Source organism: Mixta mediterraneensis, from assembly GCF_014946725.1.
Lineage (GTDB): Bacteria > Pseudomonadota > Gammaproteobacteria > Enterobacterales > Enterobacteriaceae > Pantoea > Pantoea mediterraneensis.
The window spans coordinates 728257-742533 of the sequence record NZ_JACFXY010000001.1; the positions used below are offsets into that span (position 1 = coordinate 728257).

Annotated in this window: 10 protein-coding genes; 9 read left to right on the forward strand and 1 reads right to left on the reverse strand. The window is 53.7% G+C overall.

Going from position 1 to position 14277, the window contains the following annotated elements; all coding sequences use genetic code 11:
* Window positions 1-141 precede the first annotated feature (141 nt).
* The 3 genes from polB to rluA all read left to right on the forward strand — a co-directional run bounded on the left by polB (window position 142) and on the right by rluA (window position 6255).
* On the forward strand, window positions 142-2502 hold the full coding sequence (gene polB / locus H2P46_RS03615; RefSeq protein ID WP_193403829.1) for a DNA polymerase II: 2361 nt from the start codon (window positions 142-144) through the stop codon (window positions 2500-2502).
* A 153-nt stretch (window positions 2503-2655) separates the two neighbouring features.
* A complete protein-coding gene (gene rapA / locus H2P46_RS03620; RefSeq protein WP_193403830.1) occupies window positions 2656-5562 on the forward strand; it encodes an RNA polymerase-associated protein RapA in 2907 nt (968 codons plus the stop codon).
* A 39-nt stretch (window positions 5563-5601) separates the two neighbouring features.
* On the forward strand, window positions 5602-6255 hold the full coding sequence (rluA, locus tag H2P46_RS03625; protein WP_193403831.1) for a bifunctional tRNA pseudouridine(32) synthase/23S rRNA pseudouridine(746) synthase RluA: 654 nt from the start codon (window positions 5602-5604) through the stop codon (window positions 6253-6255).
* 152 nt (window positions 6256-6407) lie between these two features.
* Here the strand turns inward: rluA and djlA are convergent, their stop codons facing one another.
* Entirely contained in the window at window positions 6408-7220 is an 813-nt protein-coding gene (gene djlA, locus H2P46_RS03630) for a co-chaperone DjlA (protein ID WP_193403832.1), read from the reverse strand.
* Window positions 7221-7402: 182 nt separating this feature from the next.
* On the opposite strand from djlA, the gene lptD reads away from it, so the two are divergent.
* From lptD to apaH, 6 genes are read left to right on the forward strand one after another with little or no spacing between them, the layout of a single operon-like run.
* On the forward strand, window positions 7403-9781 hold the full coding sequence (gene lptD / locus H2P46_RS03635; RefSeq protein WP_238938917.1) for an LPS assembly protein LptD: 2379 nt from the start codon (window positions 7403-7405) through the stop codon (window positions 9779-9781).
* Between the two features lie 54 nt (window positions 9782-9835).
* Entirely contained in the window at window positions 9836-11131 is a 1296-nt protein-coding gene (gene surA / locus H2P46_RS03640) for a peptidylprolyl isomerase SurA (RefSeq protein WP_193403834.1), read from the forward strand.
* Entirely contained in the window at window positions 11121-12113 is a 993-nt protein-coding gene (pdxA, locus tag H2P46_RS03645) for a 4-hydroxythreonine-4-phosphate dehydrogenase PdxA (protein ID WP_193403835.1), read from the forward strand. Before surA ends, pdxA begins: the two co-directional genes overlap by 11 nt.
* Window positions 12106-12927, forward strand: a complete 822-nt coding sequence (gene rsmA, locus H2P46_RS03650; protein WP_193403836.1) for a 16S rRNA (adenine(1518)-N(6)/adenine(1519)-N(6))-dimethyltransferase RsmA — start codon at window positions 12106-12108, stop codon at window positions 12925-12927. The genes pdxA and rsmA overlap by 8 nt, the downstream gene beginning before the upstream one ends.
* A gap of 2 nt (window positions 12928-12929) precedes the next feature.
* Window positions 12930-13307 (forward strand): Co2+/Mg2+ efflux protein ApaG, encoded by a 378-nt coding sequence (gene apaG, locus H2P46_RS03655; protein ID WP_193403837.1) that lies wholly within the window; start codon window positions 12930-12932, stop codon window positions 13305-13307.
* Between the two features lie 58 nt (window positions 13308-13365).
* Window positions 13366-14223: a bis(5'-nucleosyl)-tetraphosphatase (symmetrical) ApaH gene (gene apaH / locus H2P46_RS03660; RefSeq protein WP_193403838.1), complete on the forward strand. Its 858-nt coding sequence runs from the start codon at window positions 13366-13368 to the stop codon at window positions 14221-14223.
* Window positions 14224-14277 lie beyond the last annotated feature (54 nt).

The window sequence follows — 14277 nt, forward strand, 5'->3', positions numbered from 1 at the left end:
GGATTGTCCTGAGCCTGGGGTACAGCGTCAAGGCAAGAATTGTACGCTGATATTGATAAACCACAGCGGCGAGTGCTGTATAAATATCCATGTTATACTTCGCTCACGTTTGTTTCTGAAGCCGGCTCGTCTGGAGATAGTGTGAATACGCCCCGCGCAGGTTTCCTGCTCACTCGCCACTGGCGCGACAGCGCACAAGGCACCGAAATCGTCTTCTGGCTGGCCACCGACGAGGGTCCGCAGCGCGTGGTGCTGCCGGTACAAGAATCGGTGGCGTTCATTCCCTGCGGATTTCAAACGCAGGTTGAAGCGCTGCTGCAAAATGAACGAGAAGTACGCCTTCAGCCTTTGCAGCTAAAAGATTTTCGCCGCCGCCCGGTATTGGGGCTTTATTGTCAACAGAACCGACAGCTGCAATGGATTGAAAAGAAACTGCGTGAGCACGGCATTCCGGTCTACGAAGCGGACATCCGTCCACCCGAGCGCTTTTTAATGGAGCGCTTTATCACAGCGCCAGTGTGGTTCAGCGGCGACACGCAAGGCGCAAGCGTGATGAACACGCGTCTGAAACCTCATCCTGATTACCGTCCGCCATTGAAATGGGTATCGCTGGATATTGAAACCACTCAGCACGGCGAGCTGTATTGCATTGGGCTGGAAGGCTGCGGTCAGCGTCAGGTTTATATGCTCGGTCCGCCTAACGGCGATGCCAGCCAGCTTGATTTCGACCTGATCTATCTCGCCAGTCGCCCGCAACTGCTGGAAGCGCTCAACAACTGGTTTGCTCAATACGATCCTGATGTGATTATCGGCTGGAACGTGGTGCAGTTTGACTTGCGCGTATTACAGAAACACGCCGAGCGCTACAACGTGCCGTTACGTCTGGGGCGTCAGCAGACGCCGCTGGAGTGGCGTGAACACGGGTTTAAGCCGGGGATATTCTTCGCGCAGGCTACCGGACGCTTGATCATCGACGGCATTGATGCACTAAAATCCGCCTTCTGGACTTTCCCTTCGTTTAGCCTGGAGTCGGTATCGCAACAGCTATTGGGTGAAGGCAAAGCCATCGATAATCCGTGGCAGCGCATGGAAGAGATCAACTGGCGCTTTGCCAATGATAAACCTGCGCTGGCGCGCTATAACCTGAAAGACTGCGAACTGGTTACGTGTATTTTCCACAAAACGGACATTATGCCGTTCCTGCTGGAACGCGCGGCGGTTAATGGTTTGGCGGTGGATCGTCACGGCGGTTCGGTAGCCGCCTTCAGTCATCTTTATATTCCACGCATGCATCGCGCCGGTTTTGTCGCGCCTAATCTGGGCGACGTGCTGCCGGAAGCCAGCCCTGGCGGCTACGTGATGGATTCGCGCCCCGGTTTATATGATTCGGTGCTGGTGCTTGACTATAAAAGCCTTTATCCCTCGATCATCCGTACCTTCCTGATTGATCCGGTAGGATTGATTGAAGGATTAGCGCATCCTGATGACGCCGATTCAGTGGCAGGGTTCCGCGAAGCACGCTTCTCACGCCAGACGCATTGTTTACCCGCTATTGTTGAGCAGATCTGGCAGGGTCGCGAGGCCGCCAAACAACAGGACAATAAACCGCTGTCACAGGCGCTGAAAATTATCATGAACGCCTTTTATGGCGTGTTAGGCACCAGCGCCTGCCGCTTTTTCGATCCTCGCCTGGCGTCGTCAATCACCCTGCGCGGGCACGCTATCATGCAGCAAACGCGCGAATTAATTGAGGCGGAAGGCTTTGATGTGATCTACGGCGATACCGATTCGACCTTCGTCTGGCTAAAATCAGCGCACAGCGAAGAGGACGCCGCAGCCATTGGTCATCGGCTGGCAGACAAAGTCACTCTTTGGTGGCGCGAACATCTACTCAATGAGTACGGGCTCCAGAGTGCGCTGGAGCTGGAATATGAAAATCATTTCTGCCGCTTTCTGATGCCCACTATTCGTGGTGCCGAGCAAGGCAGCAAAAAACGCTACGCCGGATTAATCTGTGACGAGAACGGCGAACGTATGGTCTTTAAAGGGCTGGAGTCGGTGCGAACCGACTGGACGCCGCTGGCGCAGCAGTTTCAGCAAGCGCTATACAGTCGCATTTTCCATCGCCAACCGTGGCAGAATTACGTCCGCGAAACCGTGGCAAAGCTACTGGCTGGCGAACTGGACGATCAGCTGATTTATAAAAAACGCCTGCGTCGCCCGTTAAAAGAGTATGAACGTAACGTGCCACCACACGTGCGAGCGGCCCGCATTGCCGATGAAGAAAATCGCAAGCTGGGCCGGCCTTTGCAGTATCAAAAGGGTGGACGCATTCGTTACGTCATGGCAACGGCCGGGCCAGAGCCGCTGGAAGCGCGCAGCACGCCGCTCGACTATGATCATTACGTTAGTAAGCAGTTACAACCGGTTGCTGATGGCATTTTGCCTTTTGTCGAGGGTGACTTTGCTACACTTATTACCGGTCAGTTGGGGCTTTTTTGACAGGTGACGAATGCCCTGCCATCCAGTACCATAACACCCTTCCCAAAACTCACCGCTCTGACACGTTCACCAGACCTTACCGTTTGGTTGACAAGCTATTGCCTGAGTGGGGGGAACACCTTTAAAAACGTTAAAAATTCGAGCTAAAAATATATGGTTTTTACATTAGGTCAGCGCTGGATCAGTGATACGGAAAGTGAACTGGGGTTGGGAACCGTCGTTGCGATTGATACACGTATGATCACGCTGCTGTTCCCGGCCACAGGCGAAAACCGCCTCTATGCCCGCAATGATTCGCCCATTACCCGTGTCATTTTTAATCCAGGTGATACCGTTACCAGCCACGAAGGCTGGCAGATGCGGGTCGATGAAGTCCGCAATGAAAATGACCTGATGACCTATATCGGCACGCGCCTTGATATCGAAGAGGACGGCGCGACGCTGCGCGAAGTGTTGCTCGACAGCAAACTGGTGTTCAGCAAACCCCAGGATCGCCTGTTCGCCGGACAACTTGACCGTATGGATCGTTTTGCTCTGCGCTTCCGCGCACGTAAATATCAAAGCGAACAGTATCGTTTGCCAACGAGCGGGCTGCGCGGCATGCGAACTAACCTGATCCCGCATCAGCTGCATATCGCCCATGATGTCGGTCGTCGTCATGCGCCTCGCGTGCTGCTGGCCGATGAAGTCGGCCTGGGTAAAACCATTGAAGCCGGGATGATTATTCAGCAGCAGTTGCTGGCCGGTCGTGCCGAACGTGTGTTGATCGTAGTCCCGGAGACGCTGCAGCATCAATGGCTGGTCGAGATGCTGCGCCGCTTTAACCTGCGTTTTGCGCTGTTTGATGACGATCGCTACAGCGAAGCGCAACACGACAGCGATAACGCCTTTGATACCGAGCAGCTCATTATCTGCTCGCTGGATTTTGTGCGCCGTAATAAGCAGCGTCTTGAACTGCTGGCCGATGCCGACTGGGATCTGCTGGTGGTAGATGAAGCGCACCATCTGGCATGGCGCGAAGGCGAGCCGAGCCGTGAATATCAGGTGATTGAACAGCTGGCAGAAAAAACGCCTGGCGTGCTGCTGTTGACCGCAACACCAGAACAGTTGGGCATGGAGAGCCACTTTGCGCGCCTGCGCTTGCTCGACCCCGATCGTTTCCACGACTTCGCCCAGTTTGTTGAAGAGCAGCAGCATTTCCGCCCGGTCGCCGATGCGGTCGCCTCGCTGCTGGCCGATCAGGCCATTTCGCAACAGCAGATGAATATCATCAACGAACTGATCGGCGAGCAGGATATAGAGCCGCTGCTACAGGTGGCAAACAGCGATCGCGACGGTAAGCAGGAAGCCCGCAAAGAGCTGATTTCAATGTTGATGGATCGCCACGGCACCAGCCGCGTACTGTTCCGTAACACGCGTAACGGTGTGAAAGGCTTCCCCAAACGCGAGCTGCATCAGATTCGCCTGCCGCTGCCGGCGCAGTATCAAACGGCGATCAAAGTTTCCAGCATCATGGGCACGCGAAAAAGTGCCGAGGAACGCGCCCGCGATTTGCTCTATCCAGAACAGATTTATCAGGAGTTCGAAGGCGATAGCGGCACCTGGTGGAATTTCGATCCGCGCGTGGAGTGGCTATTGGGTTATCTCACCAGCAACCGCAAAGAAAAGGTGCTGGTGATCTGCGCCAAAGCTGCCACCGCGCTGCAACTTGAGCAGGTGCTGCGCGAGCGTGAAGGTATCCGCGCCGCCGTATTTCATGAAGGCTTATCGATCATTGAGCGCGATCGGGCTGCCGCGTGGTTTGCGTCCGAAGAGAATGGCGCACAGGTGCTGCTGTGTTCAGAAATCGGTTCTGAAGGGCGTAATTTCCAGTTTGCCAGCCGCCTGGTGATGTTTGATTTGCCCGCGAACCCAGACTTGCTGGAACAGCGTATCGGTCGCCTGGATCGTATCGGTCAGATGCATGACATTCAGATTCTGGTGCCATGGCTGGAAAAAACCGCTCAGGCGGTGTTGTTGCGCTGGTATCACGAAGGACTGGATGCGTTTGAGCACACTTGTCCAACCGGCCGTACCGTTTACGATAGCGTGCATTCGCAGCTGATTAACTACCTTGCCGCACCGGAAAATAATGAAGGCTTTGACGCGTTTATTGTTGAATGCCGCAAGCAGCATGAAGCGTTGAAATCGCAGCTGGAACAGGGGCGTGACCGGTTACTGGAGCTGAACTCCAACGGCGGCGAAACAGCCCAGGCGCTGGCTAACGCCATCGCCGAACAGGACAATGATACCGATCTGGTGAATTTTGCCCTCAACCTGTTTGATATTGTGGGGATTAATCAGGAAGATCGCAGCGATAATCTGATCGTGCTGACGCCATCCGATCATATGCTGGTGCCGGATTTTCCTGGCCTGCCAGAAGATGGCTGCACCATCACCTTTAACCGCGCCCAGGCATTATCCCGCGAAGATACGCAGTTTATTACCTGGGAACATCCGTTGATTCGCAACGGCCTCGATTTGATTCTTTCTGGTGATACTGGCAGCTGCGCGCTGTCGTTGCTGAAGAACAAAGCGCTGCCAGTCGGCACGTTGCTGGTTGAGATGATCTATGTGGTTGAAGCCCAGGCCCCGAAAAACTTGCAGCTAACGCGATTCCTGCCCCCTACGCCCATTCGTTTGTTGCTGGATCGTAACGGTACTAATTTGGCGGCCAAAGTGGAATTCGAAAGCTTTAACCGCCAGTTGAATGCGGTTAACCGGCATACAGCCAGCAAGCTGGTGAATGCGGTGCAACAGGATGTGCATGCCATTCTGACGCAGGCTGAAGATAGCGTAGCGAGCGAAGCACGCGCGGTGATTGATATTGCCCGTCGTGAAGCCGACGAAAAACTGGGCGCTGAATTGTCGCGTCTCCAGGCGCTGAAGGCCGTCAATCCGACGATTCGTGAAGACGAAATTGAAGCGCTGGAAAGCAATCGCCAACAGGTACTGGAGCACCTCGACCAGGCCAACTGGCGGCTTGATGCGCTACGTTTGATTGTCGTCACCCACCAATAAAATTCAGGGGTCTGGCGGCCCCGTTTTTTGGAATATAGCATGGAACCTTACAATCCGCCGCTTGAACCCTGGTTGCACATCCTTTATCAGGATGATCACATCATGGTGGTGAACAAGCCCAGCGGCCTGCTTTCTGTTCCGGGTCGGCTGGAAGAGCATAAAGACAGCGTGATGACGCGCATTCAGCGCGATTTCCCGCAGGCGGAATCAGTGCATCGTCTTGATATGGCCACCAGCGGCGTCATCGTGGTGGCGCTGACTAAATCAGCAGAACGCGAGCTTAAGCGTCAGTTTCGCGAGCGCGAACCCTCAAAAACTTATGTGGCCTGCGTTTGGGGCCATCCGACTGTAGAGAAAGGACAGATAGATTTACCACTGATTTGCGACTGGCCGAATCGGCCAAAACAAAAGGTCTGTTTTGAGAGCGGAAAAGCAGCGCAAACGGAATATCAGGTGATGGAGTATTTGGCGAATAACTGCGCACGCGTATCGTTGAAGCCGATTACCGGACGCTCGCACCAGCTGCGTGTGCATATGCTGGCGCTGGGACATCCGATATTAGGCGATAACTTTTATGCGCACCCGGAAGCCAAAGCGATGGCAGCGAGACTGCTGCTGCATGCAGAGACGCTGACCATCATCCATCCAAAGTTTGGTAATGCGATGACGTTTCGTCAGCCCGCAGATTTTTAACCGGTACGGGACAGCGCCTGGCTCGCCAGAGCAGATTTCCTGCGGCATATTTTAGATAAAGGATTATCAGGCGTAAGCGTTGCAAGCCGTTCAGGTGGCGACCCACGCCCCGCTTGCGGGGCACAGGGCCGTGAGGCAGGCGAGGCGCTGAATTATTTGAATCCTTTCTCTTTTCTGATGAGATCGTAAGCCGCCTGGATTTCCTGCGTTTTCTGCTTCGCCATCTCCATCATCTCTGGCGGCAAGCCTTTCGCGACCAGCTTATCGGGATGATGTTCGCTCATCAGCTTGCGGTAGGCGCGTTTAATGACGGTAATAACATCGCTGCTTTTTACCCCTAGCACACTGCAGGCATCTTCCAGCGTGGGACCGCCTGGCTTCTGCTGGAAACCGCCATACGAAGAACTCTGCCGCCCGCCAAACTGCTGACCGCCTTCCATCATACGCAGAAACTGGTCGAATTGCGTGCGCGAAATCCCTAACTCTTCTGCAATCACATACAGAACCTGGCGTTCGTTAGGATGCAGCGAACCATCGGCAAACGCCGCCTGAATCTGAATTTCCAGAAACATCCGAATCAGGTCAAAACGGCCAAAGCAGACGCTACGAAACTCACGCAATTTGCTACGCAGCGGATAGTCGCCCTGCTTGCCTTCCCGGAAGGCGCGTTGCGCCGCGGTGCGTGATTCACCGTGTAGCTGCATACGCTCCATTAATAAAGAAGCAATCTGAATATCTGCTTCGGTGACGCGCCCTTTTGACTTAGTCAAATGGCCCATCACCTGAAAAGTGGTGCTGAAAAACAGCGTCTGGCGCGTCTGATTATTTGAGAAGTAAGCCTTGCCCTGCGCGCCGCGAACTTTGTCAATCATGTGACCAATGATCAAACCGATCACTACTCCCCAAAAGCCTGCACCGGAAATCAATCCCAATAGCAGACCTACAACTTTTCCCCAGTAGCGCATAAACTCCTCAATTCGCCATGCTTGCGGCTGAAAATTGCATTATCATACCTGTCATTTATCTCAGCGCCTAACGGCAACGCGGACAGACACGGATTAACACTGGCGCAACGCCGGGCAGTAAGTTAGTCTCTGACCGGATTGTCGGCATGATGCCAGTTTTCATGGAATTCTCGATACCGCGTATGAAAAAACGTATACCTACTCTGCTGGCCACCCTGATTGGTGCCGCCCTTACCAGTCAGCATGCTCTCGCCGACGATTTGATGTCGCAGTGTATGTTAGGCGTGCCGAGCTATAACCGTCCGCTGGTGAACGGCACCACCAATGAGCTGCCCGTAACCATTCACTCGGAATCTGCCAAAGGTAATTATCCTGATGACGCGGTATTTACCGGTAATGTGAACATCGAACAGGGCAATAGCCGCCTGCAATCAGATGAAGTGCAGCTTCATCAACGTCAGCAGGAAGGGCAAACCACGCCGGTACGTACCGTTGACGCCCTCGGTAATGTGCACTATGACGACAATCAGGTCATCCTGAAAGGTCCGAAAGCCTGGTCAAATCTGAACAGTAAAGACACCAATGTCTGGAATGGTGACTACCAGATGGTGGGGCGCCAGGGGCGCGGCACCGCCGATCAGATGAAACTGCGCGGCAACAACCGCTATACCATTCTGGAGAATGGCAGCTTTACTTCATGTCTGCCCGGCTATAACAGCTGGAGCGTGGTCGGCTCTGAAGTGATTCAGGACCGTGAAGAGGAAGTGGCTGAAATCTGGAACGCCCGCTTCAAGATTGGGTCAGTGCCGATCTTCTATAGCCCTTACCTGCAACTACCGATTGGCGATCGTCGCCGCTCTGGCTTCTTGATCCCTAACGCAAAATACGGCAGCAGCAAAGGCTTTGAGTTCATTCTGCCGTATTACTGGAACATTGCGCCACAGGCTGATGCCACAATTACGCCGCACTACATGAGCAAACGCGGCTTGCAGTTACAGAATGAATTCCGCTATTTGACTAAAGCTGGCGCGGGTCTGGTCGAGTTTGATTATCTGGCCTCTGACGATCAGTACGACAAAGACAAAGCGGTGCGTGGTATCGCGCAGGATGACAACTCAGATCGTTGGTTATTCTACTGGCGTCATGCCGGTATTTACGATCAACACTGGCGCTTCAACGCCGATTACACCAAAGTCAGCGACAAATATTACTTCAACGATCTCGACTCGGATTACTACAGCTCAACCGACGGTTACGCCACGCAAAAATTCAGCGTAGGCTACGCTGATACCAACTGGGATGCCACGCTTTCGAGTAAAGATTTCCAGGTATTTGGTAACACCAGCAACAGCAATGTGTATCGTGCTTTGCCGCAGCTAGATCTGAATTTCTATCAGAATGATATGGGGCCATTTGACGGGCGCGTTTATGCACAGGCGGTGAAATTCACCAACGTCAGTCATCACTACCCTGAAGCCACCCGTTTGCATGTCGAGCCTACGCTGGATCTGCCGCTCTCAAACGGCTGGGCCAGTCTTGATACTGAAGCGAAGTTCCTGGCAACGCATTACGAACAAGAGAACGTTGATTACTACAATAATAATATTGCGGGACAGTCAGGCAGCATGAGCGGCCAGCTGAAAAATTCCGTCAACCGCACCCTGCCGCAGTTCAAAATTGATGGGCGCATGGTGTTTGACCGCAATATGGACTGGGCGGAAGGCTACACGCAGACGCTGGAACCGCGCGTTCAATACCTTTATATCCCCTATCGCAACCAAAGCAACATCTACCCATACGACTCCACGCTGCTGCAAACTGACTATACCGGTTTGTTCCGCGACCGTACTTATAGCGGCCTGGATCGCATCGCATCGGCGAATGAAGTCGCAACCGGCGTGACGACGCGTATTTATGATAACGATCTGGTTGAACGTTTTAACGTTTCTGTTGGTCAAATCTACTCGTTTACCCCTTCGCGCACTGGAGTGAATGAATCCAGTGACCAGGATGACACCGGCAGCCTGATCTGGGCAGGTGATACATACTGGAAAATTAGCGATCGTTGGGGCGTTCGGGGCGGCATGCAGTATGACACCAAGCTGGATAACGTCTCTCAGGGAAATGCAGTGCTGGAGTACCGTCGCGACGCCGATCGTATGGTGCAGCTGAGCTATCGTTACAGCAGCCCTGAATACGTCGCCACTGCCCTGAATAATGCAGGTTTGGTAGATAACCCGATTTATAAAAACGGGATTTCTCAGGTCGGTGCGACCGGCAGCTGGCCGATTGCGGATGCCTGGTCTGTGGTAGGCGCTTACTACTACGACACGCGCAACAACAGACCGGCATCGCAGCTGATTGGTCTGCAATACAGCTCATGCTGTTACGCTATTCGTCTGGGTTACGAGCGCAAAATCAACGGCTGGGAAAATAACGACAGCGAGTACGACAACCAAATCTCATTCAACATCGAGCTGCGTGGTCTGAGTTCCAACTATGGCTTAGGGACTGACCAGATGCTGCATCAGGGGATTATCCCTTACCAGCGCGCTTTCTGATGTTGTGATATTTGACAGGCAATCCCGCAGTGCGGAAATAACAATGGATAAAGTATGAAGAACTGGAGAATGCTGATTCTTGGTGTGGCGTTGAGTGCCAACACTGCGTTCGCAGCACCACAAATGGTTGATAAAGTTGCAGCCGTGGTCAATAACGGCGTGGTTCTTGAGAGTGACGTTGACAGCATGATGAGCACGGTCAAATCCCAGGCGCAGCAGGCGGGTCAGCAATTGCCAGACGACAAAACGTTGCGCCACCAGATCCTTGAACGTCAGATCATGGACAATATTATTCTGCAAATGGGCGAGAAAGCGGGTCTGCAGATTACCGATCAGCAGTTGGATCAGGCCATTCAGAACATTGCGGGTCAGAACCATATGAGCATGGATCAGCTACGCAGCCGCCTGGCTTACGATGGAATGAATTACAACGTTTATCGTGCGCAGATCCGCAAAGAGATGCTGATCACCGAAGTACGTAATAATGAAGTGCGCCGTCGCGTGTCAATATTGCCGCAGGAAGTCGATACGCTATCGACGCAGATCGCCTCGCAAAATTCCCAGGGCACGGAACTCAACATCAGTCACATTTTGCTGCCGCTGCCGGAAAACCCGACGCAACAGCAGGTTGACGATCAGGAAGCGCTGGCCAAACAGCTGGTTGGCGAACTGAAAAATGGTGCTGATTTTGGCAAACTGGCGGTCACTTACTCTGCCGACTCACAAGCGCTGAAAGGCGGCAATATGGGTTGGGGTAAAATTGAAGAGCTGCCGACATTGTTTGCCCAGGCGCTGGCCACCGCCAAAAAAGGCGATATTGTTGGCCCGGTCCGCTCCGGTGTGGGTTTCCATATTCTGAAAGTGAATGATTTACGCGGCGAGAGTAAAAATATTTCGGTAACCGAAGTGCATGCTCGCCACATTTTATTGAAACCCTCACCGATATTAACGGACGATCAGGCGCGCGCCAAACTGCAGCAGATTGCCGCAGACATCAGCAGCGGCAAAACGACGTTTGCCGCCGCAGCGAAGCAGTTCTCTGACGATCCGGGTTCAGCGAATCAGGGCGGCGACTTAGGCTGGAGCTCACCAGAGGCTTATGATCCGGCGTTCCGCGATGCATTGTTGCGCCTGCAAAAAGGCCAAACCAGTCAGCCGGTGCACTCCTCCTTCGGCTGGCATTTGATTCAACTGCTGGATACGCGCCAGGTTGATAAAACCGATGCGGCGCAGAAAGAGCGTGCTTATCGTCTGCTGTTCAACCGTAAATTCGCAGAAGAAGCGCAGACCTGGATGCAGGAACAGCGCGCCGGGGCTTACGTGAAAATTTTGGACAACAATGCGCAGTAATTTCCGTGTAGCGATCACGCCCGGCGAACCCGCCGGGATTGGTCCCGACCTGACCATTCAGCTGGCACAGCAAAACTGGCCGGTTGAACTGGTGGTTTGCGCCGCTCCAGAAGTGTTATATCAACGTGCCGCCCAACTTGGGCTACCTCTGACGTTGCGCGATTATCAACCCGGTGTTGCGGCACAGCCGCAACAGGCGGGCACGTTGACCGTGCTGCCGATCGCCACACCACAGCCGGTTAAGCCTGGCGAATTGTGTATGGCCAACAGCGAGTATGTATTAGCCACGCTGGCACGTGCCTGTGACGGTTGTCTGGACGGTGAATTTGCCGCGCTGATAACGGGTCCGGTGCACAAAGGCGTCATCAACGACGCTGGCATCCCTTTTACCGGCCATACCGAATTTTTTGCTGACCGGGCGGGTGGACATCGTGTCGTGATGATGCTGGCAACCGAAGAGCTTCGCGTGGCCTTAGCGACCACGCATCTGCCGTTAAAAGATGTTTCCGCCGCCATTACCCGTGACAGCCTGCACGAAGTCATTACCATCCTGCATAACGATTTACGGCAGAAGTTCGCCATCGCCCAACCGCATATTTTCGTGTGTGGCCTTAACCCGCACGCCGGTGAAGGCGGCCATATGGGCCGGGAAGAGATTGAAATCATTACTCCTGCCCTGAATGAATTACGCCAGCAAGGTATGCAACTGACCGGCCCGCTGCCAGCGGATACCCTGTTCCAGCCGAAATATCTGCAACATGCTGATGCGGTGCTGGCGATGTATCACGATCAGGGATTGCCAGTACTAAAATTTCAGGGGTTTGGTCGCGCGGTAAATATCACCCTCGGCCTGCCCTTTATCCGGACGTCAGTCGATCACGGCACCGCGCTAGAATTAGCCGGTCTGGGACAGGCAGAACCGGGCAGCTTTATCACGGCGCTTAACCTCGCCATCACTATGATCAAGAGCAGTAATGAATAATCGCGTCCATCAGGGGCACTACGCCCGTAAACGTTTCGGGCAGAATTTCCTGAACGATCAGTACATTATCGAGAGCATTGTCTCTGCCATTCATCCACAGCGCGATCAGGCGCTGGTGGAAATCGGTCCCGGCCTCGGCGCATTGACCGAACCCGTAGGGGAGCGCCTCGATAGCTTAACGGTTGTGGAGCTGGATCGCGATCTGGCGGCACGCCTGCAGACGCATCCGTTTCTCGGTCCAAAGCTGACCATCTTCCAGCAAGATGCGATGACTTTCGATTTTGCCGCGCTGGCGCAGGAAAAAGGCCAGCCGCTACGCGTATTCGGTAATCTGCCGTACAATATTTCGACTCCGCTGATGTTTCACCTTTTCAGCTATACTGGTTCGATTAAAGACATGCACTTCATGTTGCAGAAAGAAGTGGTGAATCGCCTGGTGGCTGGTCCCGGTAGCAAAGCGTATGGACGTCTTAGCGTGATGGCGCAATATTACTGTCAGGTGATTCCGGTGCTGGAAGTGCCTCCGCACTCTTTCACGCCGCCGCCTAAAGTGGATTCTGCCGTGGTGCGTTTGGTGCCGTTTACCGCGCCGCCGCATCCGGTAACTGATGTGCGTTTACTGAGCCGTATCACTACTGAAGCCTTTGGTCAGCGCCGCAAAACGCTACGCAACAGCCTCAGTTATATGGTGTCAGCCGGCGCACTGGAAGAACTGTCAATTGACTCGACATTGCGTGCCGAAAACATCTCGGTTGCGCAGTATTGCCAGTTAGCAAACTGGCTGGCGAAACATCAGGGTGAAGCGCAGGAGTAGTTATGAGTGAAACGGCCCGCGTGCATGTTCATGTGCAAAGCCTGTACGTCGAATCGCAATCCGCACCGGATGACGAACGTTACGTCTTCGCTTACACCGTGACCATCCGCAATATGGGTCGTTCCTCAGTGCAATTACTGGGACGCTACTGGTTAATCACCAACGGCAATGGTCGCGAAACTGAGGTTCAGGGCGAAGGTGTGATAGGCGAGCAGCCCCATATCGCGCCCGGTGGTGAATTTCAGTACACCAGCGGCGCGGTCCTTGAAACCCCGATGGGTACGATGCAGGGACACTACCTGATGATCGACGAGCAAGGCGATAAGTTTCACGTTGAGATCCCGGTATTCCGCCTCGCCATTCAAACTCACATTCATTGACTTGCTTTCATCTCGCCCGGTTCTGCCGGGCGAATGATTTTATTTCGGATAAAACGTTATGAGCACATATCTTATTGGCGACGTCCACGGTTGTTACGACGAGTTACGTGCCTTACTGAAGCAGGTCAGCTTCAATCCCGAACAGGACATTTTGTGGCTGACCGGTGATTTAGTCGCGCGCGGCCCCGGCTCGCTCGATGTGCTGCGTTACGTAAAATCACTTGGCGATAGTGTGCGGCTGGTATTGGGCAACCATGATTTACATTTGCTGGCAGTTTATGCCGGCATTAGCCGCAATAAACCGAAAGATCGCCTGACGCCGTTGCTGGAAGCTGATGATGCTGACGAATTGATCAACTGGTTACGTCGTCAGCCCCTGCTGCAAGTCGATGAAGAGAAAAAACTGGTGATGGGCCACGCGGGTATCACGCCGCAATGGGATATTGAAACCGCCAAAAAATGTGCACGTGAAGTTGAATCCGTGATCTCCAGTGACAGCTATCCGCTGTTTCTCAACGCCATGTATGGCGATATGCCGAACAACTGGAGTGAAGCGCTTAGCGGTCTGGCACGGCTACGTTTTAGCACCAACGCGCTGACCCGCATGCGCTTCTGCTTTCCCAATGGTCAGCTGGATATGATCTGTAAAGATGCACCGGATTCTGCCCTGCCGCCGCTAAAACCGTGGTTTAACATTGCAGGTCCGGTCGCGCGTGAATACACGATTGTGTTCGGACACTGGGCATCGCTGGAAGGCAAAGGCACACCGGAAGGCATTATTGGATTAGATACCGGCTGCTGCTGGGGTGGCTCGCTTACCCTGTTACACTGGGAAGAACAGCGCTACTACGTTCAGGCTTCAAACCGCCAGAGTACGCTAGCGGAGAAAGTACCACCGCAACAGTCCGCCAGCTAACCCCTGTTTCCATAAAAAACGCCTTGCTACTATCGCAAAGGCGTTGTTTATTTC

Excerpts from the sequence above, each read along its gene's own strand:
- rluA (WP_193403831.1), top strand. The coding sequence starts at position 5,602 with ATGGAACCTTACAATCCGCCGCTTGAACCCTGGTTGCACATCCTTTAT.
- rsmA (WP_193403836.1), top strand. The coding sequence starts at position 12,106 with ATGAATAATCGCGTCCATCAGGGGCACTACGCCCGTAAACGTTTCGGG.
- surA (WP_193403834.1), top strand. The coding sequence starts at position 9,836 with ATGAAGAACTGGAGAATGCTGATTCTTGGTGTGGCGTTGAGTGCCAAC.
- rapA (WP_193403830.1), top strand. The coding sequence starts at position 2,656 with ATGGTTTTTACATTAGGTCAGCGCTGGATCAGTGATACGGAAAGTGAA.
- lptD (WP_238938917.1), top strand. The coding sequence starts at position 7,403 with ATGAAAAAACGTATACCTACTCTGCTGGCCACCCTGATTGGTGCCGCC.
- djlA (WP_193403832.1), bottom strand. The coding sequence starts at position 7,220 with ATGCGCTACTGGGGAAAAGTTGTAGGTCTGCTATTGGGATTGATTTCC.
- apaG (WP_193403837.1), top strand. The coding sequence starts at position 12,930 with ATGAGTGAAACGGCCCGCGTGCATGTTCATGTGCAAAGCCTGTACGTC.
- apaH (WP_193403838.1), top strand. The coding sequence starts at position 13,366 with ATGAGCACATATCTTATTGGCGACGTCCACGGTTGTTACGACGAGTTA.
- pdxA (WP_193403835.1), top strand. The coding sequence starts at position 11,121 with ATGCGCAGTAATTTCCGTGTAGCGATCACGCCCGGCGAACCCGCCGGG.